Here is a 23,560-nt window from a genome sequence, read left to right as displayed (position 1 = left end):
CGGAGTTTTCCGGGCGCCCCCTTTTTTTACGACTCCTTCTTACGCCTCCTTGCGGACCGAGAGCAGGTCCTCCAGCTGTTCCTCACGCGACTGGGCGGCCACGAAGAGGAGTTCGTCGCCGGCCTCCAGGGAGTCCTCCCGGGTCGGCGTCAGAACGCGCGTGCCGCGGATGATGGTGACCAGCGAGGTGTCCTGCGGCCACTGGACGTCCCCGACCTGCGTGCCGGCCAGGGCCGACTCCTCCGGCAGGGTCAGCTCGACCAGGTTGGCGTCGCCGTGGCTGAAGCGCAGCAACCGGACCAGGTCGCCGACGCTGACCGCCTCCTCCACCAGGGCCGACATCAGGCGTGGGGTGGAGACGGCGACGTCCACGCCCCAGGACTCGTTGAAGAGCCACTCGTTCTTCGGGTTGTTCACCCGGGCGACGACGCGCGGGACGCCGTACTCGGTCTTGGCGAGCAGCGAGACGACCAGGTTGACCTTGTCGTCGCCGGTCGCGGCGATGACGACGTTGCAGCGCTGGAGCGCCGCCTCGTCCAGGGAGGTGATCTCACAGGCGTCGGCGAGCAGCCACTCCGCCTGCGGCACGCGTTCGACCGAGATGGCGGTCGGCGCCTTGTCGATCAGCAGGACCTCGTGACCGTTCTCCAGCAGTTCGCCCGCGATCGAGCGGCCGACGGCGCCGGCTCCGGCAATGGCGACCCTCATCAGTGACCGCCCTCCTCTTCGGGACCCTTGGCGAACGCCGCCTCGACGCGGTCGATCTCATCGGTGCGCATCATCACATGCACCAGGTCCCCCTCCTGCAGCACCGTCTGCGAGCTGGGCAGGATCGCCTCGCCGAGCCGGGTCAGGAAGGCCACGCGCACGCCGGTCTCGTCCTGCAGCCTGCTGATCCTGTGCCCCACCCAGGCCGTGGAGGTGTGCACCTCGGCGAGCTGGACCCCGCCGGTGGGGTCGCGCCACAGCGGCTCGGCGCCCGAGGGGAGCAGCCGGCGCAGCATCTGGTCGGCCGTCCAGCGCACGGTCGCCACGGTGGGGATGCCCAGGCGCTGGTAGACCTCCGCGCGGCGGGGGTCGTAGATGCGGGCGGCGACGTTCTCGATGCCGAACATCTCCCGGGCCACCCGCGCGGCGATGATGTTGGAGTTGTCGCCGCTGGAGACGGCGGCGAAGGCGCCCGCCTCCTCGATGCCCGCCTCGCGCAGGGTGTCCTGGTCGAAACCGACCCCGGTGACCCGACGGCCGCCGAACGAGGAGCCCAGCCGGCGGAAGGCGGTGGGGTCCTGGTCGATCACGGCGACCGTGTGTCCCTGTTCCTCCAGGGTCTGGGCCAGGTCGGAACCCACCCTTCCGCAGCCCATGATGACAATATGCATCGCGTCACACCGCGCTTCCTGCAGGCCGTTCGACCTTCATGACCTTCGTGCTCATGTCTCTCTTTCGGCTCGCCAGGCAAACATCGCGGCCTGAGTGCGGGCCGCCAGGCAACATCATGCCGGGGTATCGCGGTCCCGACGCCCTCCGGGGCCCGGCCGTCGCGTTCGCGTGCCGGGTCCAACGTATCCGCATCACCCGGGCACGACCGAGGCCCGGGGCAAGGAGAGAACCAGCCATGAGTGCCGAGATCGACGTCCTCGTCCTGGGCGGCGCGGGCGTGGACACGATCGTGCACGTGCCCGAGCTGCCCGTGCCGCTCGCCGACAGCCACATGATCCGGCCGGGCATCGTCACCCGCGCGGGACAGAGCGGTGACTTCGTCGCCCTCGGCACCAGCGCCCTCGGCCTGCGCACCCACCACCTCGACCTGATCGGCGACGACCACGAGGGCGACCTCGTCCGCGCCCTGCACCGGGACCACGGCATCGCGCTCACCGCCGTACCGCAGCCGTACGGCACCAAGCGCGCGGTCAATCTGGTCGGCCCCGACGGCCGGAGGCTCTCCCTGTACGACGCGACCCGCTGGGCCGAGACGGACCGGCTGCCCGAGAAGACGGTGCGCGAGCTGGCCGCCGTCAGCCGGCACGCCCACGTCGTCATCACCCAGCCCTGCGCCGACGCCCTGCCCGTGCTGCGCGAGGCGGGCGTGACGATCTCGACCGACCTGCACGACTGGGACGGCGTCAACCCGTACCACGAACCCTTCGCCCTCGCCGCGGACCTCGTCTTCCTCTCCGCCGCCGCCCTGACCGACCCGGAGCCCGTCATGCGCCGGATCGCCGCGCGGGGCCGGGCCGAGGCCGTCGTCGCCACCGCGGGCGCCGAGGGCGCGTACCTGCTGGCCGACGACGAGCTGACCCACGTCCCCGCGGCCGAGCCCCCGGCACCGGTCGTCGACTCCAACGGGGCCGGCGACGCCTTCGCGGCCGCCTTCCTGCACGGCCGGCTCGGCGGCGAACCCGCCCTTCACTGCGCCCGACTCGGGGCGGTGGCGGGAGCGTACGCCTGCACGGTGCCGTCCACGCGGGTGGCCGCCATCGGACGGGAGGCCCTGCTCGCCGGAGTCACCGGGTGCGTACCCGGGACGGTCAGCGGCGCGTGATGCTGCGCACGCTCGCCAGCGTGAGGAGGCCGAGGCCGACGAGGGCGGCCGCGGCGCCGATCAGTTCCGGGGTCGGGTGCATGGGACCTCCACGGGGCGTGGCGACTGTGGCAGGGCTCAGTCATATAGGCATGCAACTCCCGCGACCTGCGCAATCCGCACCCTGACCAGCCGGTGATTTCACCCGGAGAGCAGAGGCCGTATGGATGCCGTATGGATGTGGGGTGGTGGTTGGGCGGCCCCCGTCCGAAGGCTTACGATCCACTGCTGTGTCCAAATTGACCGACGTGCCCAAACGGATCCTGATCGGGCGCGCACTGCGCAGTGACCGGCTGGGTGAAACGCTCCTGCCGAAGCGCGTCGCACTGCCCGTCTTCGCCTCCGACCCGCTCTCCTCCGTGGCGTACGCCCCCGGCGAGGTGCTGCTGGTCCTGTCGATCGCGGGCCTGTCGGCGTACCACTTCAGCCCCTGGATCGCCGTCGCGGTCGTCGTGCTGATGTTCACCGTGGTCGCCTCCTACCGGCAGAACGTGCACGCCTACCCCAGCGGCGGCGGCGACTACGAGGTGGCCACCACCAACCTCGGCCCCAGGGCCGGCCTGACCGTCGCCAGCGCCCTGCTCGTCGACTACGTCCTCACCGTCGCCGTGTCGATCTCCTCCGGGATCGAGAACCTGGGCTCGGCGGTCCCGTTCGTCGTCGAGAACAAGGTGGCCTGCGCGATCGGCGTGATCGTGCTGCTGACGCTGATGAACCTGCGCGGGGTGAAGGAGTCGGGCACGCTCTTCGCGATCCCCACGTACGTCTTCGTCGCGGGCGTCTTCACGATGATCGCGTGGGGGGCGTTCCGCGGGGTCGTGCTCGGCGACGAGATGCGGGCGCCGACCGCGGACTACGAGATCAAACCCGAACACCCGGGCCTCGCCGGCTTCGCCCTGGTCTTCCTGCTCCTGCGCGCCTTCTCCTCCGGCTGTGCCGCGCTCACCGGTGTCGAGGCGATCTCCAACGGCGTACCGGCCTTCCGCAAGCCCAAGTCGCGCAACGCGGCGACCACGCTCGCCATGATGGGCCTGCTCGCCGTCACCATGTTCTGCGGCATCATCGCGCTGGCCGCCGCCACCGACGTCCGGATGGCCGAGAACCCCGCCAAGGACCTGATCCACGACGGCGCCCCGCTCGGCGCGGACTACGTCCAGGACCCGGTGATCTCCCAGGTCGCCGAGGCCGTCTTCGGCCACGGCAGCCTCCTGTTCATGATCCTCGCCGCCGCCACCGCACTGGTGCTGTTCCTCGCCGCGAACACCGCCTACAACGGCTTCCCGCTGCTCGGCTCGATCCTCGCCCAGGACCGCTACCTCCCCCGCCAGCTGCACACGCGCGGCGACCGCCTCGCCTTCTCCAACGGCATCGTGCTGCTCGCGGGCGCCGCCGTACTGCTGGTGTGGATCTACGGCGCCGACTCCACGCGGCTGATCCAGCTCTACATCGTCGGCGTGTTCGTGTCCTTCACGCTCAGCCAGATCGGCATGGTCCGCCACTGGAACCGGCTGCTGGCCACGGAGAAGGACCAGGCCGAGCGCCGCCACATGGTCCGCTCCCGGGCCATCAACACCTTCGGCGCCTTCTTCACCGGCCTGGTCCTGGTCGTGGTGCTCCTCACCAAGTTCACCCACGGCGCCTGGGTCGCGCTGCTGGGCATGTGCATCTTCTACGCGACGATGACGGCGATCCGTAAGCACTACGACCGCGTCGCCGAGGAGATCGCCGCCCCGGAGACCCCCGGCGACGACATGGTGCGGCCCTCCCGCGTCCACTCGGTCGTCCTGATCTCCAAGATCCACCGCCCCGCGCTGCGCGCGCTCGCCTACGCCAAGCTGATGCGCTCCGACACCCTGGAGGCGCTCAGCGTCAACGTGGACCCGGCCGAGACCAAGGCGCTGCGCACGGAGTGGGAGCGGCGCGGCATCGACGTACCGCTGAAGGTGCTCGACTCGCCGTACCGGGAGGTCACGCGTCCGGTCATCGACTACGTCAAGAGCCTGCGCAAGGAGTCCCCGCGCGACGTGGTCTCCGTGATCATCCCCGAGTACGTCGTCGGCCACTGGTACGAGCACCTGCTGCACAACCAGAGCGCGCTGCGGCTCAAGGGCCGGCTGCTGTTCACGCCGGGCGTGATGGTGACCTCGGTGCCGTATCAGCTGGAATCCTCCGAAGCGGCCAAGAAGCGGGCCCGGAAGCGGCAGGACTGGGTCGCGCCCGGCTCGGTGCGCCGCGGTCCGGCCGAGCGGGCGAAGGACTCCTCCACGCACACGTAGACTGGTGGGCTGTTGTCCCGGGCCTTGAGGGGCCCGCCCGCTCTCGATGTTGTGGAGTCACCCCGCCATGCAGGCAGAACCGAGGAAATCGCTGGTGGGGGAGGAGTACGAGGTCGAGGTCGGCCCCGTCGCCCACGGCGGCCACTGCATCGCCCGTACGTCCGAGGGCCAGGTCCTCTTCGTCCGGCACGCCCTGCCCGGCGAACGGGTCGTCGCGCAGGTCACGGAAGGCGAGGAGGGGGCCCGCTTCCTCCGCGCGGACGCGGTGCGGGTGCTGGACGCCTCCAAGGACCGGATCGACGCCCCCTGCCCCTTCGCCGGCCCCGGCCGCTGCGGCGGCTGCGACTGGCAGCACGCCAAGCCGGGCGCCCAGCGGCGCCTGAAGGGCGAGGTCGTCGCCGAGCAGCTCCAGCGGCTCGCCGGGCTCACCCCCGAGGAGGCCGGCTGGGACGGCACGGTGATGCCGGCCGAGGGCGACAAGGTCCCCGCCGGCCAGGTCCCGGCGTGGCGCACACGCGTGCAGTACGCCGTCACGGCCGACGGCCGCGCGGGACTGCGCCGGCACCGCTCGCACGAGGTCGAGCCGATCGACCACTGCATGATCGCCGCGGAGGGCGTCAGCGAGCTGGGTATCGAGAAGCGGGACTGGACGGGCATGGACTCCGTCGAGGCGATCGCCGCGACGGGCTCCCAGGACCGCCAGGTCATCCTGACCCCCAAGCCGGGCGCCCGCCTCCCCCTGGTCGAACTCGACCGCCCGGTCTCGGTCATGCGCGTCGACGAGCGCTCCGGCCAGATCCACCGCGTCCACGGCCGACCCTTCGTCCGCGAACGTGCCGACGGCCGCACCCACCGGGTCGGCAGCGGCGGTTTCTGGCAGGTCCACCCGCAGGCCGCGGACACCCTGGTCACCGCGGTCATGCAGGGCCTGCTGCCCCGCAAGGGCGACATGGCCCTCGACCTGTACTGCGGCGTCGGCCTCTTCGCGGGCGCCCTGGCCGACCGGGTCGGCGAGGAGGGCGCGGTCCTCGGCATCGAGTCCGGCAAGCGAGCGGTGGAGGACGCCCGCCACAACCTCGAGGTGTTCCCCCGCGTCCGCATCGAACAGGGCAAGGTCGAGTCCGTCCTGCCGCGCACGGGGATCACGGAGGTCGACCTGGTCGTCCTCGACCCGCCCCGCGCGGGCGCCGGCCGGAAGACGGTGGAACACCTGTCGTCCCTGGGTGCCCGGAGGATCGCTTACGTGGCCTGCGACCCGGCGGCGCTGGCGCGGGACCTGGGGTACTTCCGGGACGGGGGGTACCGGGTGCGGACTCTGCGGGTGTTCGACCTGTTCCCGATGACGCATCATGTGGAGTGCGTGGCGATTCTGGAGCCGGCTAAGAAGACTGCCTGACCTGCGGTTATGCGGATCGGGTGGGTCACCGACCTGTTTCCCTCCTTGCAGCGGGTCGAGCGGATGACTCGCTCCTCGTAGCCTCCTGACCTGCTAATTCATGAGGGAGGCGCCTACGCCGGGGGCGCCTTCAAGGGCTCGTTCGGAGATGCTTGACGCTCACATGACGCTCGAATCGGGAGTCTCAACCTCACGGACCTCTCCGGCATGGGGCCGTGCGTACCGGGCCCTCGGCACGAGGATGAGGAACTCCTCCCGGCGGCGGCGCGAGCTGCCATCCCGGTCCCCGGCTCCCTGCAACCCAGTGCATGGCAGTCCAAGCGGCAGAGCGTGGCGTCGTGATCCGAGGCCCTAAGTGGCTGGTATCACCTCGCCGCCCAGATACCAGTCAGGTGTCATTTGCTGTATGGCGATGACGCTCCGACTCCCCGACGACCTCGACGCGAAGCTCACCGGGCGTGCTCGTCGCGAGCGCCGAAGCAAGCAGGAACTCGCCATTGAGGCCATCAGGGACGCCCAGAATCGGGCCGAGCCGAAGGTCGATGACGTCCTGGCCGAACTCATGGACAGCGATGCGGAGATCCTGGACTACCTGAAGTGACCGAGGTCCGCTACATCCAGATCGACGAGATCTTGGCCATCGCCCGCGCGGTCAACGGTACCGAGCACAGCGTGCGTGACATAGGGCTTTTGGTGTCAGCGATCGGACGGCCCCGGACCGACGTGTTCGGGGCCGAGCCGTATCCCACGCTGCACGAGAAGGGGGTGGCACTGCTGCACTCGGTTGCCCGAGATCACGCGCTGATCGATGGCAACAAGCGCACTGCCTGGCTCGCCATGCTCACCAGCGCGTCTCCCCGGCGAAATACTTCGCCGCCTTCCGCAGGATCTCGCGCTCTTCCTCCAGCTCACGGACCCTCTTCCGCAGAGCGGCGTTCCCCGTCTCCAACGGCGTCGGCGGCTCCGCCGGCACCTCCGCCCGGCGCCCCCGCGGCCGGCTCGCACCGGCCGCCCGGACCCAGCTCCGCAGCGTCTCGGGATTGATCCCCAGATCGGGGCAACCTGCCCGATCGTCGCCTCGGGCCGCGCCCGGTACGGCGCGACCGCGTCCCCCTTGAACTGCGGCGGATAGTGCTTCGTGACCACGAGACGTCCGTCCGCCGTAGAGGTATGCCTCCAGCGGCCGGGGTGCCTCGGTGTCCCCGGTGATGCGCTGGTACAGGCCGCGGTGGTCGAGCAGCCTCACGACCTGTCCTACGATGCCGCCCGCCTTGGGTTCCCGGGCGCGCTCGTGCGCGCTGTCGACCACCAGGGGCCGCACGCCGGACAGGTGCAGTTCGGCGGCCAGCATCAGACCGACCGGGCCTGCTCCCACGATCACCACGTCGGGGTCTTCGGTGACGAACTCATTCACCAGTGCTGCTCATGTCTGTTGGCGCATGTGCCGGTTCCGGCCGTGCGCGTGAGAATGAAATCAGTGCCATCGGCGGCGGTCAGCGGAAGTAGTGGCCGGCCTCCAGGTCGGCCAGGAGTCCGGGCTCGCGGGGGAACCAGCCCAGCAGGTCCTGCGTGTAGGCGCTCGACGCCGGCTGGTCGACGGCGAGGAGGCCGCCGAGGAAGCCGAGGGTCTCGGCGGGCAGCGACGCGCTGGGCAGACCGAGGTGCCTGCCGATGGCCTGGGCGACGGCCAGGATGGGTACGCCTTCGTCGCCGACCGCGTGCAGGACCGATCCGGCGGGGGCGTCCTCCAGCCCGGCGCGGAACAGCCGGGCCGCGTCGAGCACGTGCACGGCAGGCCAGCGTTGCGACCCGTCGCCGACGTAGCCGGCAACGCCGTCCCTGCGCGCGATGGCGACGAGCTGGGCGATGAAACCGGCGTCGCCCTCGCCGTGCACGGACCGGGGCAGCCGCACCACGCAGGACCGGACGCCGTGCCGGGCGAGGTCGAGCACGGCGCGGGCGTTCGCCACGCGCACCGCGGCGGGACCGTCCCCGGCGGAGTCACTGCGCTCGGTGGCGAGAACGCCGGGTTCCGCCGGGGTTCCCGACGCCACCACCAGGGGCTTTCCCGAACCGGCCAGCGCCGCCCCCAGTGCCCCGAGCACTTCCCCCTCCTCCTTCACCGACTGTTCGAACCGGGAGAAGTCGTGGTCGAACGCCAGGTGGATGACGCCGTCGACGCCGCGGGTCAGTGCGGTCACGGCGTCGAGGTCCGCCACGTCGCCGAGGACCGGCTCTCCCCCGGCCGCCGCTACGGCACGCGCCGAGGAGTCCGACCGGACGAGGCCGACGACCTGGTGTCCGGCGGCGAGGAGTTCGCGCAGGACGGGGGAACCGATCCAGCCGGAGGCGCCGGTGACGAAAACTCGCATGAGTCGCTCTTTTCCAGTGATGGGACTTGGTCCCGTCAACGTAGCACGGTGACGGGACCAAGTCCCATCGTCTATCCTGGGCGCATGAGCCGCTGGGAGCCGCAAGCGCGGGAACGACTTGTTCGCGCCGCCGTGGAACTGTTCGACGAGCACGGCTACGACAGCACCACCGTCGTGCAGATCGCCCAGCGGGCCGGCCTGACCAAAAGCACCTTCTTCAGGCACTTCCCGGACAAGAGAGAAGTGCTCTTCGCCGGCCAGGACGTGCTGTGCGAGCTGCTGGCCGGCGGGATCGACGCCGCGCCCGACGAGGCGACGCCGCTGAGCGCCGTCGCGGCCGGCCTGGAAGCGGTGGCGGGCAACTTCACCCCCGAGCTGCGCGCGATCGGCCCCGCCCTGCGCGCCGTCGTCGAGAGCAACAGCGACCTGCGGGAGCGGGAGGCACTCAAGCACCACTCCTTCGCCGACGCCATGACGCTGGCGCTGCGCCGGCGCGGCATCGCCGACCCGGCGGCCGGGCTAGCCGCCTGGCTGGGCGTCCTCGCCTTCACCGACGCCTACGCGTGCTGGGTCGATCCCGCGTGCGATCAGGAACTGACCGCACTGCTCCGCCTGAAACTCCGCGAATTGCACGCGGCCATTTCCTCCCTCGACTGAACTCACCCGCGCGGGGAGAGCCTGATCCACGGCTCGCCGTGCTTCTTGATGATCGCGACCCCGCCCGCCGTGTCCTTGACCAGCGCCCGCTCGAAGCGGTCCAGCGAGGTGCGAAGCCGGTCTTGCAGGACGGCGATGAACCCGCTTTCGTCCAGCATGTCCCAGCAGCGAGTCGAGCACCTGGCCCAGGTCGTGCTGAGGCTCGGGCTCATTGCGGTGAAGGACGCGATCCGGGCGTTCCTGCGCGACGAATTGCCGCGTCGGCGGCAACCACGCCCCCAACGCCATTCGCCTCGGCCTCGCCTCCACCTACCCGGACGTCCTGTCACAGGCGCTCGGCACGCTCGCCGCCGTCTGCCGGTCCGTCCCGGAGGACTTCGTCACCGATTGATGCCTGCCGGAGTGGCGAGTCTGTCTTCTTCATCTGCGGCCGAGAAGCAGAACGACGATGACTGAGCTGCCGACCACATTCCTGAGGGGCCGGGATCATCGCCATGGGTACCGGGTCCGCGCCGGCTCTTTCCACACGGACGACGCAGCCGCCGACGTGCACCCGCCGGGCCCGATCCCGCCAGATGGATCAGTGGGGGGCCTGTCACTCCTCGACGTTCTGACCGGGTCCGGGCATGCAACAGCAGGGACTGTGTCCGAGGTGGCGCGGGGCGCGGCACGCTCAGGGCACCGTGACACCGACTGGCGAACCGGTCACCGTTGATGCCGTAGGCATGGGCGCTGTCCCGGCTGCGACGGATGTAGGAATCGTGCAGCCTCCATGACGCTCGTTTGACGCTCTGGGTGCCGACAGGTGGAGCCACGAGCACCAGCTGTTGACGCTCGAATGACGCTCGATTCGTGAGACTGAAGCAGGGCCGCGTTGCTGGGCCGGCGATGGGCGAGTGGGGCCGGCGGGTTGCCCTCGTTCGCGACGCGTCGGCGTGACTGTCGCCCACGAGGGACAGCCGACAGCCGGCTTACGCAAAGGGCGCAAGCCGGTGATCGGTCATGACGTCGTCCGGCCCCGTCGGTGACGACGGAGCGCATGCCGGAGGAGTCTCACAGCCGCTCCCGGGCCGTCCGGTCGCGGACGCCCAGGACGTCACCCGCACGGACTCGGTGCGACTCGGTGCGCGGCACGTCCCGGGTGCTCCGATCCGCTTCAGCCACCGATGGGCGTTACCGCTGAGGGAGCCGGGACCAGTCGGTACCCGCCGTCCTCGCGTAGCACGTGTCCGGCGGTCGGCGGCGGGAAGTGGCTCCCGAGCAGGAGAGTTGACGTACCGGCCAGTGAGCCGAGCACCTGGTTCCGGGTCCTGGCCGCGAGTTCGGGAGCGACGTCCACACAGCTGCAGAGCTCCGGATGCGCCATCTGGACCGGGTGGTGGATGCTGTCACCGGTGACCAATGCGGTCTCGCCACGGCTGCTCAGTTCCACCGCTACCTGTCCCGGTGTGTGGCCGGGGGTGGGCAGCAGACGGATGCCCGGCGCGACGTCCGTGCCCTCGTCCGCGACATCGACGAGGTCGAACAGACCTGCTTCCCTGACGGGATGGACCGAGTCCCGGAACATCTGCCGACGCGCCTCCTCCATGTCGACACCCGCCCAGTAGTCCCACTCGGTGCGTGAGGTGAGATAGCGCGCGTTCGGGAAGGTGGGCACCCAGGCGTCGCCCTCGGCACGCGTGTTCCACCCCACGTGATCGGCGTGGAGGTGGGTCAGGACCACGAGGTCAACGTTCTCCGGCGCGAAGCCCGCCGCCCGTAGCCGTGCTTCGTAGTCGCTGTTCAGGTTGTGCCAGGCGGGGTTGGCGCGCCGCTTCCCGTTTCCGATGCCGGTGTCCACCAGCACCCGCATGCCGTCCACCTCGACGGCGAAGCTGTGACTCGCCAGGCGCAGGACGCCTTGTTCGTCGGCGAATTCGGGGCTCAGCCAGGGAGTCCGGCTCACGAGGTCGGTGGTTGCCCCGGGCAGCAGCCACGGACCGGTCCGGGCGGGCAGGACCACTTCGTCGATGCGTCGTACGGTGTGGTTGCCCACCGTCCAGGAAGAGGCGGGGGGAGTGATGGACTTGGTCGTTTGCGATGAGGTGAACACGGCGATTTTCCTTACCTGTTATGGGGCGCGAGGACGGAGATGCCTGGAGCGGGTGTGTCGGGTGAGGCGGATGTGTAGTTGCTCGTTGCCGGGCGGGAGTGGGTGTCCGGGGACGGTGCCCGGCGTCGACTGCGCAGCGACGCGGTCAGCGTCGCGACTGCGACGGTCGCCAGTACGGCTACGCAGCCGGTATAGGCCAGTGCTGCCGCACGCAGCCCGAAACCGGCGGTGAGGGCGCCGGCGCCGATGGCGGGCAGACTCATCGCCAGGTAGCTGAGTACGTGGTAGGAGGCGAGCGTGCCGCCCTTCTCCCGGGCCGGGACCGAGTCGACGACCGCGCGCAGCGCACCCTGGGAGACGGCTCCGAAGCCGAACCCGGCCAGCGCCGCCCCGGCGAAGAGAAGCACGGGGCCGGCGAGATGGAGGGCACCCAGGGTCAGGACGGCCGCCGGGATCACCGCGCAGCTCCCGAGAAGAGCGGAGACGTCGGCACGCATCCCGCGCGTGAAGTACACCGTCGGGGCGGCGACGGCCGTCAGCGTGAAGAAGACCGTGCCGCCGGCGTATTCGGGTCCGTCAGGGAAGACGAGCCGTGTGAAGCCCGGTCCCAGGGACGAGTAGAAGCCGCCGAGTGCCCAGACGGCGACGACGCCGGCGCCGTTGAGCAGGAGAGCGCGGACGGCCGCCGACGGCAGCGCCAGGTGAGGCCGCGTGGAGCGCAGTGCTCCGGGACGGCGGCGGACGGTCTCGGACGTCGAGACGAGGGCGACGGCCTGCGCGGCGAACACGACGATCAGGGCCGCGTACACCGTGATCGTCGGAACGGGGGCGAAGCGCACCATGAGGGTGGCTGCCAGGACGCCGGCCGCCATGCCCGTCACCGGCGCGATGCTGTTGGCCAGAGCGGGGCGACCCGGCCGGGCGGGGTCTTCCAGGTCGAGGAGAGCCGCACCTGCTGCGCTGGTCGCCGCGCCGGTCGCGATGCCCTGCAGCACGCGGGCGCCGATCAGGGTGGTCAGGCCGCCGGCCGTCGCGAACAGCGCCATGGAGGCGACCTGGACCGCGAGCGCGCCCAGAAGCACGGGGCGGCGTCCGACATGGTCGGAAAGGGTTCCGGTCGTCAGCAGTGCGATCAGGAGCGCCAGAGCGTAGGCGCTGAAGACCACGGTGATGTCGAGGGATGACAACTGCCACTGAGCCTGGTAGCGGGGGTACAGCGGGGTCGGCGCGCTGGATGCGGCGAGCAGCGCGATCAGGATCGAGGCGTGCAAGGCGAACGGCAGGCGTCCGGATGGGGAGGTGCGGGGAGGCGCGAGGCCCGCGGGGACGCTCTGCATGAGGGTCCTTCCCGTGCTAAAAGCGATTGGTTTGCTTTAAGGCACCGTAGGTCCTACGCTCGCCTAAAGCAAACAATTCGCTTTTGCGGTGGTCGGAGGTCCTGTACGGGCCCCGGCCCGTCGCGCCGCACAGATGCGGAAGGAAGCCATGACCGGCGAACTCACCCCCCAAGAGGCAGCCCGAGGGGCGCTGCGGGCGGGCCTCCCCCTCGGGGACGGCCGACACGAAGGAGTGGCCATGACGGCCAACCACATCCACTCCGTGATCAGCACGTTGCGCGAGCTCGATTTCGGCGAGACCCCTCCCGCGTCCTCCTACCGAGCCGGATGGGGGAACGCCGATGCGACCGTTTGAGCTGTCGCTGACCGAAGCCTCCCGTGCGGTGCGCGCACGGGAGCTGTCCCCCGTCGAACTCACCGAATCGGTGCTCGCCCGTATTGCCGCCGTCGAAGGACGGCTGGGCGCCTACGTCACCGTCGCCGCCGACGCGGCCCTGGCCGCAGCGGTCCGCGCCGAACGGGAGATCTCCGGAAGCGGACCGCGCGGGCCGCTGCACGGGATCCCCATGGCGCTCAAGGATCTGATCGACGCGGAGGGGATGCCCACCACGGCGAGCTCGCACGTCCGGGCAGGGCACGTGGCGGAACGCGACAGCCGGGTGGCCGAACGGCTCGGCGCCGCCGGGGCCGTCCTCCTGGGCAAGACGCACACGCACGAGTTCGCCTACGGCCTGACCACGCCGCAGACGAACAACGCCTGGGACCACAGCCGGATCGCGGGCGGGTCGAGCGGCGGCTCGGCGGTAGCTGTCGCCGCCGGCGGGGCGACGTTCGCCATGGGCACGGACACGGGCGGTTCCATCCGGGTCCCCGCGGCCCTGAACGGCGTGGTGGGCCTCAAGCCGACCTACGGCCTGGTCCCACGCACAGGCGTGACCTCGCTGTCCTGGTCCCTGGACCACGTGGGCCCTCTCACCCGCACCGTCCAGGACGTCGCGCTGGTGCTGTCGGCGATCGCCGGCCACGACCCGCGCGACCCGGTGAGCGTGTCCGGCCCGATGCTGGACCGCTTCCCGGGAGGCGGCCTGCGAGGACTGAAGGTCGGCGTACCGCGGAACCACTACTTCGACCGGGTCACGCCCGAGGTCGAGGAGTCCGTACGCGGCGCGATCGAGCGGCTGGCGGAGCTGGGGGCGGAGCTCGTCGACGTCGAGATCCCGATGGCGCGTTACGTCCAGGCCGTTCAGTGGGGGCTGATGGTTCCCGAGGCCACCGCCTACCACGAGCGGTCGCTGCGGGCCACCCCCGACCTGTACGCGGCGGACGTTCGCATCCTGCTGGAGGCCGGCGAACTCACCTCTGCGGGCGACTACCTCCGCGCCCAGCGGGCCCGCACCATGATGCGGGACGCCTGGGCTCGCATGTTCGACGGAATCGACGTCCTCGCCGCGCCGACGGTGCCGATGACCGCCGCCGAGGCGGGGCAGGAAACCGTCGAGTGGGCCGACGGCACGACCGAGGCCGTGTCGGACAGCTACGTCCGCCTCTGTGCCCCAGCCAACATCACCGGCGTTCCGGCCCTCACCCTGCCGGTCGGTCACGACCGCGCCGGACTGCCGATCGGCATGCAGCTGATGGCGCGCCCCTTCCACGACGCGACGGTGCTCCGCGTGGGCCGGGTCTACGAGGAGTCGGTGGCCGGCGCGGGGCGGCTTGCTCCCCTCACTGCCTGAGGGAACGCGGACGTCCCAGCCGGCAGGCGGTCGCGTCGCCGCAGGGGCGTCCGACGTGCTCGGGCGCCCGGATGCGCGGCCCCGCGGGTCACCGATGCCGGCCACCGCCTAGAAGCAACAAAATCGCATTAAGGTGGATCGCATGAGTCCCAGGCCCATGGTTCGCCCCGGCGGGCGCAGCGCACGCGTACAGGAGTCCGTTCATGCGGCGGTACGGGAACTCGTAGGGGAGGTGGGCCGCGACGCGCTCACGGTCCCGATGGTGGCCGCTCGGGCGGGCGTGACCCCCTCCACGATCTACCGTCGTTGGGGCGACCTGCAGGAACTCCTGTCCGACGTGGCCGTCGAACGACTGCGCCCGGAAACGGATCCGGCCGATCTCGGAAGCCTGCGGGCCGATCTCGACGCGTGGGCGGAACAGTTCCTCGACGAGATGGCCTCGCCGCCCGGGCGCGCCTACATCCGGGACGCCCTGCTCGGCGACCCCGACGGAACCCATGCCGGTCAGTGTTCGGCGTATGCCGCGGAGCAGATCGACGTCATGCTGGCCCGTGCGGTGCAGCGGGGGGAGCCGGTGCCCGAGACGGAACTGCTGATCGACCGTGTTGTGGCGCCGATCATGTACCGCATCCTCTTCCGCCCTGGCCGACTGGACGCCGCATACGCGCGCGAGCTCGTGACGAACGCCATGTACGCCCAGCAGACCGAGGCCGGCGCTCGCCCCACCCAGGCCGCCGCCCCTCGGCGCTCGAAGGAGAAACCCGACAACTGACCACTTCGCTCATCGGGCGACCCGGCCACTGGGCCGTGGAGGCCAAGCGGCCGGCTGTACTGGCAGGGGTCCTCAGAGCTGTGCTTCCCATCTGCCGGATCAATCATGCCCGGCTTCAGGGCCGCTACGAAAACCGGCTCAGCTCAGTCCGGGCCGTGCCGCGAGAGGCGTTCCTCGACGACGGCTGGTTCGAGTACGAGGACGATGGCTGATACCGGCCGGCATTCCTCGACGGCCGACGCGGCGGCGGCCTGGACCGGGTCCACGGTCGCGGTCGTGAACCTCCACGCCACCACGTGGCAGGCCGAAGTCAGCCGGTCGCCGCGACCCCGGCTTTGGCGATGAGCATGTCCAGAAGCGAGAGCAGCGCACCGCGCGCGTCGTCACGGGAGCGGGCATCGAGCAAGTGGATGGGTGTGTTCGGGTCACGCAGATGCAGCGCCGCCCTGATCTCCTCGGCGGTGTAGGGCTGTTCGCCGTGGAAACAGTTCGCGGCGACCACGAACGGAAGCCCTCGGTTCTCGAAGAAGTCGACGGCCGGGAAACTGCGGTCGAGGCGTCGTGTGTCGACAAGGACAATCGCCCCGAGCGCTCCGTTCAGCAGGTCGTCCCACATGAACCAGAAGCGCTCCTGGCCAGGTGTGCCGAACAGGTAGAGCACGACCTGTGCGTCGGTGAGGGTGATGCGGCCGAAGTCCATCGCGACGGTGGTAACCGCCTTGGACTCGATGCCGTCGAGGTCATCGACGCCGACGCCCGCGCTCGTCAGCCGCTCCTCGGTGCGCAACGGCTCGATCTCGGAGACCGTCTCGATCAGGGTCGTCTTGCCGACGCCGAATCCCCCAGCGATGAGGATTTTGACGGGGTCCGCTTCCTGTGCAGGGGTGTCATATCCAGGCAAGGTTGTCCCTGATTCTCATGAGCAGGTGGACATTGGTGGTCTCGGCCCCTTCCAGGGGTGGCCGGTGCTCGATCAGCCCCCGATCCGCGAGTTCGCCGAGAAGAAGCGTCATGGGAGTGAGGCGGATGTGCATGCGCGCCGCGATCTCGGCGACCGCCAGGCCGCCCGGAGGCGAGCACATCGCGAGGATGGCCTGCCACTCGCTGGGCAGGCCGCCGTGGCCGTCCGCGACGGCCACCGCCGTGATCGTGGTGTCCATGGTGAGCGCGGTGTGCGCAGCCGCCGTACGTCCATCGGTCAGCGCGTACAGCCGCGTCCGGCGGTGGCCTCCCTCTCCCGGCCTGGGCTCGTCCGCCATTACGACGGCTGCGCCTGGCCGCGATCAGGCGTGCTCAGCCACTCACCGAGCGCCTGGGCGGTGCGCACGGCTTCACCGCCCAGCTCCCCCAGCCGCGCCTTGCGGGAGGTCACCACGATGAGCGTGCTGCCCTCCCCGCACCCGACGATGCAGAGATAGCAGTCGTCCATCTCGACCAGCTGGCGGATCACCCGGCCGCCGTCGACCTCCCTGGATATCGCCTTCATCGTGGAAGCGATGCCGGAGGACGCGGCGGCTATGCGCTCCGCCTGGTCCCGTTCCAGCTCGTACGAGCTGAGCTTGATCCCGTCGTTGGACAGGAGCACGGCTCCCTGGATGCCGGCGATCCTGCTCAGGTTGTTGTCCAGGACGCTGTAGATCATGTCGTTCGTTGTCGTCATGGCTGATCCTGTCGGAGTTCTTCTTCCACTGTCTGAGTCCCGTGTTCGTAGTCCGCCCAGGCGTCGGCCACTTCTTCGGGTGTCGCCGCATCCTGATGGACGCCGGTCTCCGGTGCGTGCGGCGCGCGGAGCTGCTCGGCGATATGGGCCTGTGGGATCCGCTCGGGGAGGGCCGGCTTCGCGTCACCGTTCCGTGTCGGGGAAGGAACCGACGGCTTGCTCTCCACCGGCCGCTCGGGCAAGCGCTCCGGCGTCCTACGGCCGGCCGACCCGGTCTTCGCGTGCAGGACCAGCTCGGGCTTGCGTGCGTCGAACGGGCCCGGTGCCGGGGCGGGCATCGCCGCCGCGCGCGGCGCTTCCTTTCCCGCCCGGACCGGTTCGGTCGGCACAAGGAGTTCCTTGGGGAGGATCACCACGGCCGACGTCCCCCCGTATACCGAGCGGCGCAGCGTCACTGTGGCCCCGAGCTGTTCGGCGATGTGGCCGACCACGAAGAGTCCGAGCCGGTGCGCGTTCTCCGCCAGGACGGAATACGGCGGGGCCGAGTGCAGACGCCCGTTCATCTCCTCGTAGGTTGCGGCGGTCACCCGAGGCCCGCGGTCCTCGATGTCGACCAACAGCCCGTCCGTCACCAGTTCGGCACGGATGACCACCTTCGACTGCGGCGGGGAGAACCGGGTGGCGTTGTCCAGGAGTTCTGCCAGGAGGTGGCTGATCTCGCTGATCACCCGCGGTGCCACGCTGATCTCGTCCAGGGCCTGGCGCTCGATCCGCCGGAAGTCCTCGACTTCCGCGGCGGCTTCGCGCAGCAGGTCGGCGACGCGCATGGGCTCGGTGTGCGGATCGGGGATCTCCCCACCTGCCAGGATGAGCAGGTTCTCGATCTGCCGCCGCATACCCACCGTCAACTGGTCGGATCGCATCAACCGGGCGAGAAGCTCCTCGTCGTGCCCGAAGGCGTCCTGCAGTTCGTCGGTGAGGGCCAACTGGCGGCTGACCAGGTTTCCGGTGCGCGAGGCGATGCCCGCGGCGAACATACCGAAACCCTGACGCTCGGCCGCGAGCCGCGCATGCCCGTCGACGGATACGGAGACGACCCGGGCGAACGCGTCGCTGATACGTCCGACCTCGTCCCGGTCTCCGCTCACCGAGGGCAGCGCATCGTCGTCGACGGGCTGCCCGCGCTGGAGCCGGGCAACGACATCTGGCAGCGTGTCCTCGGCAATGGCCACCGTACGTTCGTGCAGACCGCGCAGGCGGCGGAGCACGGAGCGCGTGGTGAGCACGATGACGGCCGCGACGGCAAAGACGGCTGCGCCGTTTCCGGCGATCAGCCAGATGACCTCGTTCTCCAACTGCGTGGCCTTGGCGTCGGCGTGCACGAGCAGTGCTCGCCCCTGTTTCGCGTTGAGCGCGGCAAGGCGCGACCCGAACTCGTCGTACGCGGCCTGCCAGGCGTCAGCTTCCTTGGGCAGCTCGATGCCGGACGCGGTGTTCCGGTGGTCGGAGATGACCACGTCCTCGATACGGACCTTCGTCTTCCAGCCGTCCGAGGCGAAGACCTGGTCGTAGGCCGCTTTGTCCTCGGCCGTCAGATACGGCGCGACCCACTCGTCGTACTGGTACCGCTGGGATCCGACGGAGTTGACGAATTCGGCGAACCCGGAAGGGCTCAGACGCCTGGACGGCCCGGCCATGGCGAGGATGGTGGTCTCGCGTGCCACCATCTCGGACACCGTGAACACCGTGACGACCAGGCCGCTCTCCTGGATGAGCTCGGCGTCTTCCGCATGGCTGAACTCGTTCTGGTACACCCGGATGATGCGGTCGACGAGGTCGGAGTAGTAGCCGATCGTCCGATCCGCGTCCCCGCTGCGGGCGTCCGCGCGCTCGCGGAACGCGGCCAGATCCGCGAGGCTGCGCTTCAACTCCGCGACGTAATGATCGTCCTCGCGCCCGGTCGCCGCCAGAGCTCCGTCCGCCGCCCGGCGGAACTCGTCCGCGGCCCGGTCCGTGGCCGCGCGCTGCTCGCGCAGCTCTTTCTCGGACACGGAACCGCTCGCCCACCGTGTGGCGGTCATCGTCCGCTCAGCCTGCAGTTCGACCATCAGCCTGGTCAGGGGCACATCGGTCCGTTCACCGACTGCCACATCAGCGCGTAGTTGCTTTGACTGGTGTATCAGCGGCTGTGCGGTCATGGCCACTTGGGCACTCATCGCCAGAATGGGGACGATCGCCAGCCAAATGAGCAGCGTACGCAGGCGCAGAGTACGCCGCCGACGAGTCGCCGGCTGCCCTTGTGTGCCTTCGGGTTCTATGGGAGACATCAATCCTCGGAGAGCGGGGAAACAGGGGGGACGGCCCGACCGCCGAGACCGGACGCGGTCCTGGGTTCAGGACCGGGGGAAGTCCGGTTCGGCTTTGACGCGACGTGATGTACCGATCATAACCAGCCACGCCGGAGAAACGGAGAGATGACTTCCGTTTGTCGCATGTGGTAAAGGCGACGAAGCACTGCACATCGGGCGTTGACGTTCACCTGACGCCTGGGCGCAGGCGTGCTCGTGCAGACAGGGCAACCCGCTCTCCCGGCCGCACGTCTTGGACCGACCGGCAAATGGGTCACTTGAGGCGTCGGGTGAGGGGCCGACCATCCGAGCGGTAGAGCGGCTCGTCGATCGGCGGATGAGCATGCGGAGCGTGACGAGAGCGGCGGCGAGGCGGAGGTGGAAGTCCACGGCCTCGCCGCTCTTCCCGGTGCGGCGCCGGAGCTTGCGGTGGTCGTTCATCCACGAGTGGGTGCGCTCTATCACCCAGCGCTTGCCGGCCTGGATCGGGGCCGGCACGCCCTTGCGGGCGATCTCGGCCGTGAACCCCAGCCGGGCTGCCCATACACGGAACTTGGTGCTGTCGTAGCCGCGCGGTCGGCCCGGGCGGTCGTGTCCGTGGCGGCCCGGCCGGCGCGGCAGTGGAGATCGGTCACGTGGCCGGCGGCGACCCGGACCCCAAGTGGTTCAAGGGCGCTGGGCTCATGGAAGCAGCGGGCCACGTCCTGCGCGTACGCGCAGGACGTGTACCAGGTCGAGCAGAGGAGGCAGGACCATCTGGCCGGGGCCGGTGATCGTGCCCGTGCGGTTTGTCGGCTTCGTGGTCCGGCGGCTACAGCCGGCGGAGAACGGAGTTCAGTGTTTCGATCTCCTGCGCGGAGAGCTTGTCGGTGAAGTGGCGGCGCACCGCGGCGTCCAGGCCGGGGTGCACGGCGGTGACGGCCTGGCGTCCGGCGTCGGTGAGGGTGACGATGACACCGTCGGCGCGTTCGCGGGTGACGAGCTGACGCTTGCTCATACGGGTGAGCTGGTGGGAGACGCGGGTACGGTCCCAGCCGAGCGACGCGGCGAGCTCGCTCTGGCGCAGGGACCCCCCGCCCTTGTTCAGGGCGGCGAGGATCGTCAGGTCCGGCTCGGAGAGGCCCGCCGCCTCGGCGGCGTCCGCGATCACACGGGTTCGGACGATCTCGTGGGCGCGCTTGAAGGCGGACCAGAGGGCGACGGGATCCAGTGCGGCCTCGGTCGGTGCCTCGTCCGGCTCGGGAGCCCCGGCGTCCGGTGTTGACATGTCAACGCATCCTTTCTAGTGTTGAGATGTCAACGCTAGCAGGCGCCTGCCGCTTCGTCGGCCCCTGACGGCCGCGCTCATCACTCCACCCCGCAGAAGGATTCATGCGAACCCGAACCCTTGGAACCGGCGGCTTACACGTCGCCCCTCTCGCGTTGGGCTGCGCCGGTATGTCCGACCGCACCGCGCCCGCCGACGAGGCCGATGCCATCGCCACGATCCACGCGGCCCTCGCGGCCGGCGTCACCCTCCTCGACACCGCCGACTTCTACGGCATGGGTCACAACGAGGACCTCATCCGCCGCGCACTCCGCGACAGCGATCGCGAAAAGGCGCTCCTGAGCGTCAAGTTCGGCGGCCTGCGCGACCCCGACGGGAACTTCGTCGGCATCGAGGGCCGTCCCGCCCACGTGAAGAACGCACTCGCCTACTCGCTGCGCCGCCTCGACACCGACCACATCGACATCTACCGCCCCTCCCGGCTCGCCCCCGACACCCCGATCGAGGACACGATCGGCGCGATCTCCGAACTGGTCCAGGCCGGACACGTACGCCACATCGGACTCTCCGAGGTAGGGCCGGAGACCATCCGCCGTGCCCACGCCGTGCACCCGATCTGCGACGTACAGATCGAATACTCCCTGTTCAGCCGCGACCCCGAGACCAACGGCATTCTGGACACCTGCCGCGAGCTGGGTATCGGCGTCACCGCTTACGGGGTCCTCGCGCACGGTCTGCTCACCGGCACCTACCGACAACCCGCCGGAGGTGACCCACGCACCCACTGGTTGCCCCGCTTCCACCCCGACAACCTCGCCACGAACCTCACCCTGGTCGACCGGCTGCGACCGCTCGCCGACGCACGCGGCATCAGCGTCGCGCAGCTCGCCACCGCCTGGGTCATCGCCCGGGGCCGCGAGCGCGGCACCATCGTGGCCGTCCTGGGCGCCCGCCGACCGCACCGCATCGAGGAGGCTCTGGCGGCGGCCGACGTCACCCTGACCGAGGCCGACCTCGGCAGGATGGACGAGGCCGTCCCGGCCGGCGCGGTGGCCGGAACCCGTTACGCCGCACCCCTCATGGCTTTGCTGGACAGCGAGCGCGGTCCGAAGCCATCTGCACGCACGGGGAATTGACCGCCGACGGCCAGGCCGGCTTCAGGCATCGGGCCTTCCGGCGACACGGTCTCCGTCAGCGTGTTCGGTGAGCCGGACCGGAAGTTCCGCGGCACCCACCACAGCACCGTGTCCTGCACGTCCGTCCACGGCATCACCCGCTGACCCCCGCACCCACCGGGCGTGAATCTCCCACACCGGCGCCTGCTCGACACGCGACCCCACCTCTCATGAACCGGGCACGTGAAGGGTCGCTTCCGTATCCGCTCCATGGCCACTGCGAGTGACGTCCGTGCCATTCACACGAAGAACAGGTGACGAATCATGAACACATCCGAGTCACTGCTTGCCGAGCTGGCCCAAGCCGGGAAGCCGATCGGAGTAGGGATCATAGGGCTCGGGGCGCACGGTGGCTGGGCCGAGCGCTCTCACCTGCCCGCCCTGCGCGCCGTCCCGGGTTATGAGCTGAGGGCCCTGAGCGCGAGTTCGAAACAATCGGCGGAGCGCTCCGGACAGAAGCACGGTGTGTCCAGAACCTTCGGGACGGCTGCCGAACTGGTGGCCTGCGACGAGGTGGACCTGGTGGTCGTGGCGGTGAAGGTGCCGCACCACCGGGAACTGGTGCGGACGGCGCTGGGCGCCGGCAAGAGCGTGCTGTGCGAGTGGCCGCTGGGCAACGGGCTCGCGGAGGCCGAGGACATGGCGCGGTTGGCGCGCGGTCGCGCCGTGCCGACCGTCGTCGGACTCCAGGCGCGGTCGCACCCGGCGCTCGCCTACGCACGGCATCTCGTGGCCGACGGCTACGTGGGGGAGGTGCTGTCCACGACGGTGGTCGGCTCCGGCGGCGCTTGGGGCGCCACCGTCGGTCCCGGCGATCACTATGTGCTCGACGCCGCGAACGGCGCGACACTGCTGACGATTCCCTTCGGCCACGCTCTCGACGGACTCGCGTCGGTCCTGGGAGAGCCCGAGGAACTGCGGATCCAACTGGTGTCGAGGCGTACGTCGGCCGTGGACGCCGAGAGCGGACAGCCCGTGCCGATGACCGCCGCGGACCAGGTGGTGGCCTCGGGACGGCTGCCGGGCGGAGCGGTGGCCACCTTCCACTACCGCGGAGGCATGTCCCGAGGAACCAACTCCCGCTGGGAGATCAACGGCACCGAGGGCGACCTCGTCCTCACCGCCCCGATCGGCCACCCCCAGCTCAGCCCGCTCACCCTGGAGGGCGGCCGCGGAACGTCCACCGCACTCGCTCCCATGACGGTGCCGGAATCGTATGTCCGCGTCCCGCGACTGGAACCCCGAACCGACGCGCCCGCTTACGCAGTTGCCCACGCCTACCGGCAGTTCCTGGAGGACCTGCGGGAGGGCACGTCTCGCGTACCCGATTTCGCCCACGGCGTCGCCCGGCACCGCAGCATCGCATCCGTCATTGCGGCAGCGTGACCGGATGCGTGGGTCTCGGTCGGATGGGCCGAGCCGGTGATGAACAGTTCCCGCAGGTCGGTGCGTCCGGGTTAACTGCACTCGACGGCTGTCGGGTAGTTGGTTCGATGACGCTCGTTTGACGCTCCGGCTCCCGGATGGCCGACGCGAAGAGCTGAAACGCGCCTCTGACCAGGCATTTTGCTTGCTACGGTGCCGGCTGACGTCTTTTCGATGACGTCGTACGTGGAGTGCGTGGCGATCCTTGAGCCTGCGGGGAAGGGTCGCTGACCTGCGGTTTCGTCGGTGCGCAGGGGGTTTTCACCTGTTTCGGCGTCTGCAACAGGTGAAGACTCGCGCAACCGCCTGACCTGGAGTTCTGTGCTGGAGCGACCGGTGGGGGTCTGTACGGTGATCGGTGTAACTCCCGAGCGGGAAGCGGAAGTTGATGACCGACGTGAGTGTCACCGAGACCGAGGGTCGGGCAGAGGAGCCGGCGGCGGGTGTGGATGACGAGCTGGTCGCCCAA

22 protein-coding genes and 2 pseudogenes are annotated in these 23,560 nt (G+C 70.0%); 11 read left to right on the top strand and 13 right to left on the bottom strand.

What is annotated here, in order from left to right:
* Window positions 1–39: 39 nt before the first annotated feature.
* Together ACH4VX_RS25935 and ACH4VX_RS25930 are read right to left on the bottom strand one after the other, a co-directional pair.
* Window positions 40–708 carry a potassium channel family protein gene (locus ACH4VX_RS25935; protein WP_398370506.1) on the bottom strand — a complete coding sequence of 223 codons (669 nt, stop codon included), beginning with the start codon at window positions 706–708 and terminating at the stop codon, window positions 40–42.
* Window positions 708–1,379, bottom strand: a complete 672-nt coding sequence (locus tag ACH4VX_RS25930) for a TrkA family potassium uptake protein (RefSeq protein ID WP_085572081.1) — start codon at window positions 1,377–1,379, stop codon at window positions 708–710. Before ACH4VX_RS25930 ends, ACH4VX_RS25935 begins: the two co-directional genes overlap by 1 nt.
* Before the next feature lie 236 nt (window positions 1,380–1,615).
* Between ACH4VX_RS25930 and ACH4VX_RS25925 the strand changes: the two genes are divergently transcribed.
* From ACH4VX_RS25925 to ACH4VX_RS25905, 5 genes and pseudogenes are all read left to right on the top strand, one after another.
* Window positions 1,616–2,542, top strand: a complete 927-nt coding sequence (locus ACH4VX_RS25925) for an adenosine kinase (RefSeq protein WP_398370504.1) — start codon at window positions 1,616–1,618, stop codon at window positions 2,540–2,542.
* A 269-nt stretch (window positions 2,543–2,811) separates the two neighbouring features.
* A complete protein-coding gene (locus ACH4VX_RS25920) occupies window positions 2,812–4,857 on the top strand; it encodes an APC family permease (protein ID WP_398370502.1) in 2,046 nt (681 codons plus the stop codon).
* 67 nt (window positions 4,858–4,924) lie between these two features.
* A complete protein-coding gene (locus ACH4VX_RS25915; RefSeq protein ID WP_398370501.1) occupies window positions 4,925–6,253 on the top strand; it encodes a class I SAM-dependent RNA methyltransferase in 1,329 nt (442 codons plus the stop codon).
* 406 nt (window positions 6,254–6,659) lie between these two features.
* Window positions 6,660–6,854, top strand: coding sequence for a hypothetical protein (locus ACH4VX_RS25910; protein WP_398370500.1), 195 nt, complete (start codon window positions 6,660–6,662; stop codon window positions 6,852–6,854).
* Window positions 6,851–7,093 (top strand): annotated as a pseudogene (locus tag ACH4VX_RS25905) (type II toxin-antitoxin system death-on-curing family toxin); the annotation flags it as partial. The gene ACH4VX_RS25910 and the pseudogene ACH4VX_RS25905, both read left to right, overlap by 4 nt.
* A gap of 1 nt (window position 7,094) precedes the next feature.
* On the opposite strand, the gene ACH4VX_RS25900 reads toward ACH4VX_RS25905, so the two are convergent.
* Window positions 7,095–7,667: an FAD-dependent monooxygenase gene (locus ACH4VX_RS25900; RefSeq protein WP_398370498.1), complete on the bottom strand. Its 573-nt coding sequence runs from the start codon at window positions 7,665–7,667 to the stop codon at window positions 7,095–7,097.
* Between the two features lie 79 nt (window positions 7,668–7,746).
* Window positions 7,747–8,625, bottom strand: a complete 879-nt coding sequence (locus ACH4VX_RS25895; RefSeq protein WP_398370497.1) for an SDR family oxidoreductase — start codon at window positions 8,623–8,625, stop codon at window positions 7,747–7,749.
* A gap of 84 nt (window positions 8,626–8,709) precedes the next feature.
* Here ACH4VX_RS25895 and ACH4VX_RS25890 point away from each other — a divergent pair, with 84 nt between their 5' ends.
* Window positions 8,710–9,282: a TetR/AcrR family transcriptional regulator gene (locus tag ACH4VX_RS25890; RefSeq protein WP_398370495.1), complete on the top strand. Its 573-nt coding sequence runs from the start codon at window positions 8,710–8,712 to the stop codon at window positions 9,280–9,282.
* A 2-nt stretch (window positions 9,283–9,284) separates the two neighbouring features.
* Here the strand turns inward: ACH4VX_RS25890 and ACH4VX_RS25885 are convergent, their stop codons facing one another.
* From ACH4VX_RS25885 to ACH4VX_RS25875, 3 genes are all read right to left on the bottom strand, one after another.
* Window positions 9,285–9,440, bottom strand: coding sequence for a hypothetical protein (locus ACH4VX_RS25885; RefSeq protein ID WP_398370494.1), 156 nt, complete (start codon window positions 9,438–9,440; stop codon window positions 9,285–9,287).
* 998 nt (window positions 9,441–10,438) lie between these two features.
* A complete protein-coding gene (locus ACH4VX_RS25880; protein ID WP_398370492.1) occupies window positions 10,439–11,374 on the bottom strand; it encodes an MBL fold metallo-hydrolase in 936 nt (311 codons plus the stop codon).
* An 11-nt stretch (window positions 11,375–11,385) separates the two neighbouring features.
* Window positions 11,386–12,711 (bottom strand): MFS transporter, encoded by a 1,326-nt coding sequence (locus ACH4VX_RS25875; protein WP_398370491.1) that lies wholly within the window; start codon window positions 12,709–12,711, stop codon window positions 11,386–11,388.
* Between the two features lie 148 nt (window positions 12,712–12,859).
* On the opposite strand from ACH4VX_RS25875, the gene ACH4VX_RS25870 reads away from it, so the two are divergent.
* From ACH4VX_RS25870 to ACH4VX_RS25860, 3 genes are all read left to right on the top strand, one after another.
* The gene (locus tag ACH4VX_RS25870) at window positions 12,860–13,066 is read left to right on the top strand and encodes a hypothetical protein (protein WP_398370489.1); all 207 of its coding nucleotides are present in this window, start codon (window positions 12,860–12,862) and stop codon (window positions 13,064–13,066) included.
* Complete coding sequence (locus tag ACH4VX_RS25865; protein WP_398370487.1) at window positions 13,053–14,444, top strand: amidase; 1,392 nt, start codon at window positions 13,053–13,055, stop codon at window positions 14,442–14,444. The genes ACH4VX_RS25870 and ACH4VX_RS25865 overlap by 14 nt, the downstream gene beginning before the upstream one ends.
* Window positions 14,445–14,586: 142 nt before the next feature.
* Window positions 14,587–15,216 (top strand): TetR/AcrR family transcriptional regulator, encoded by a 630-nt coding sequence (locus ACH4VX_RS25860; protein WP_398370485.1) that lies wholly within the window; start codon window positions 14,587–14,589, stop codon window positions 15,214–15,216.
* Window positions 15,217–15,526: 310 nt separating this feature from the next.
* On the opposite strand, the gene ACH4VX_RS25855 is transcribed toward ACH4VX_RS25860, so the two are convergent.
* The 6 genes and pseudogenes from ACH4VX_RS25855 to ACH4VX_RS25830 form a co-directional block, all read right to left on the bottom strand.
* Window positions 15,527–16,117: a GTP-binding protein gene (locus tag ACH4VX_RS25855; RefSeq protein ID WP_398370483.1), complete on the bottom strand. Its 591-nt coding sequence runs from the start codon at window positions 16,115–16,117 to the stop codon at window positions 15,527–15,529.
* Window positions 16,104–16,475, bottom strand: coding sequence for a DUF742 domain-containing protein (locus ACH4VX_RS25850; protein WP_398370482.1), 372 nt, complete (start codon window positions 16,473–16,475; stop codon window positions 16,104–16,106). Before ACH4VX_RS25850 ends, ACH4VX_RS25855 begins: the two co-directional genes overlap by 14 nt.
* Window positions 16,475–16,876: a roadblock/LC7 domain-containing protein gene (locus ACH4VX_RS25845; protein ID WP_030826382.1), complete on the bottom strand. Its 402-nt coding sequence runs from the start codon at window positions 16,874–16,876 to the stop codon at window positions 16,475–16,477. Before ACH4VX_RS25845 ends, ACH4VX_RS25850 begins: the two co-directional genes overlap by 1 nt.
* Complete coding sequence (locus ACH4VX_RS25840; protein WP_398370721.1) at window positions 16,873–19,074, bottom strand: nitrate- and nitrite sensing domain-containing protein; 2,202 nt, start codon at window positions 19,072–19,074, stop codon at window positions 16,873–16,875. Before ACH4VX_RS25840 ends, ACH4VX_RS25845 begins: the two co-directional genes overlap by 4 nt.
* A 424-nt stretch (window positions 19,075–19,498) precedes the next feature.
* Window positions 19,499–19,797: pseudogene (locus ACH4VX_RS25835) on the bottom strand (transposase); the annotation flags it as partial.
* Window positions 19,798–20,035: 238 nt separating this feature from the next.
* Window positions 20,036–20,491 (bottom strand): MarR family winged helix-turn-helix transcriptional regulator, encoded by a 456-nt coding sequence (locus ACH4VX_RS25830; RefSeq protein WP_398370480.1) that lies wholly within the window; start codon window positions 20,489–20,491, stop codon window positions 20,036–20,038.
* 104 nt (window positions 20,492–20,595) lie between these two features.
* Here ACH4VX_RS25830 and ACH4VX_RS25825 point away from each other — a divergent pair, with 104 nt between their 5' ends.
* Together ACH4VX_RS25825 and ACH4VX_RS25820 are read left to right on the top strand one after the other, a co-directional pair.
* Window positions 20,596–21,627 (top strand): aldo/keto reductase, encoded by a 1,032-nt coding sequence (locus ACH4VX_RS25825; RefSeq protein ID WP_398370478.1) that lies wholly within the window; start codon window positions 20,596–20,598, stop codon window positions 21,625–21,627.
* A 303-nt stretch (window positions 21,628–21,930) separates the two neighbouring features.
* Window positions 21,931–23,052 (top strand): Gfo/Idh/MocA family protein, encoded by a 1,122-nt coding sequence (locus tag ACH4VX_RS25820; RefSeq protein WP_398370477.1) that lies wholly within the window; start codon window positions 21,931–21,933, stop codon window positions 23,050–23,052.
* Window positions 23,053–23,560 lie beyond the last annotated feature (508 nt).

Origin of the sequence: Streptomyces sp. NPDC020731, from assembly GCF_044334705.1 — a bacterium.
GTDB lineage: Bacteria > Actinomycetota > Actinomycetes > Streptomycetales > Streptomycetaceae > Streptomyces.
This window is presented reverse-complemented; position numbering and strand designations above follow the sequence as displayed.

Excerpts from the sequence above, each read along its gene's own strand:
- ACH4VX_RS25935 (WP_398370506.1), bottom strand. The coding sequence starts at position 708 with ATGAGGGTCGCCATTGCCGGAGCCGGCGCCGTCGGCCGCTCGATCGCG.
- ACH4VX_RS25930 (WP_085572081.1), bottom strand. The coding sequence starts at position 1,379 with ATGCATATTGTCATCATGGGCTGCGGAAGGGTGGGTTCCGACCTGGCC.
- ACH4VX_RS25925 (WP_398370504.1), top strand. The coding sequence starts at position 1,616 with ATGAGTGCCGAGATCGACGTCCTCGTCCTGGGCGGCGCGGGCGTGGAC.
- ACH4VX_RS25915 (WP_398370501.1), top strand. The coding sequence starts at position 4,925 with ATGCAGGCAGAACCGAGGAAATCGCTGGTGGGGGAGGAGTACGAGGTC.
- ACH4VX_RS25910 (WP_398370500.1), top strand. The coding sequence starts at position 6,660 with ATGGCGATGACGCTCCGACTCCCCGACGACCTCGACGCGAAGCTCACC.
- ACH4VX_RS25895 (WP_398370497.1), bottom strand. The coding sequence starts at position 8,625 with ATGCGAGTTTTCGTCACCGGCGCCTCCGGCTGGATCGGTTCCCCCGTC.
- ACH4VX_RS25890 (WP_398370495.1), top strand. The coding sequence starts at position 8,710 with ATGAGCCGCTGGGAGCCGCAAGCGCGGGAACGACTTGTTCGCGCCGCC.
- ACH4VX_RS25885 (WP_398370494.1), bottom strand. The coding sequence starts at position 9,440 with ATGCTGGACGAAAGCGGGTTCATCGCCGTCCTGCAAGACCGGCTTCGC.
- ACH4VX_RS25875 (WP_398370491.1), bottom strand. The coding sequence starts at position 12,711 with ATGCAGAGCGTCCCCGCGGGCCTCGCGCCTCCCCGCACCTCCCCATCC.
- ACH4VX_RS25870 (WP_398370489.1), top strand. The coding sequence starts at position 12,860 with ATGACCGGCGAACTCACCCCCCAAGAGGCAGCCCGAGGGGCGCTGCGG.
- ACH4VX_RS25865 (WP_398370487.1), top strand. The coding sequence starts at position 13,053 with ATGCGACCGTTTGAGCTGTCGCTGACCGAAGCCTCCCGTGCGGTGCGC.
- ACH4VX_RS25860 (WP_398370485.1), top strand. The coding sequence starts at position 14,587 with ATGAGTCCCAGGCCCATGGTTCGCCCCGGCGGGCGCAGCGCACGCGTA.
- ACH4VX_RS25850 (WP_398370482.1), bottom strand. The coding sequence starts at position 16,475 with ATGGCGGACGAGCCCAGGCCGGGAGAGGGAGGCCACCGCCGGACGCGG.
- ACH4VX_RS25845 (WP_030826382.1), bottom strand. The coding sequence starts at position 16,876 with ATGACGACAACGAACGACATGATCTACAGCGTCCTGGACAACAACCTG.
- ACH4VX_RS25840 (WP_398370721.1), bottom strand. The coding sequence starts at position 19,074 with ATGACCGCACAGCCGCTGATACACCAGTCAAAGCAACTACGCGCTGAT.
- ACH4VX_RS25830 (WP_398370480.1), bottom strand. The coding sequence starts at position 20,491 with ATGTCAACACCGGACGCCGGGGCTCCCGAGCCGGACGAGGCACCGACC.
- ACH4VX_RS25825 (WP_398370478.1), top strand. The coding sequence starts at position 20,596 with ATGCGAACCCGAACCCTTGGAACCGGCGGCTTACACGTCGCCCCTCTC.
- ACH4VX_RS25820 (WP_398370477.1), top strand. The coding sequence starts at position 21,931 with ATGAACACATCCGAGTCACTGCTTGCCGAGCTGGCCCAAGCCGGGAAG.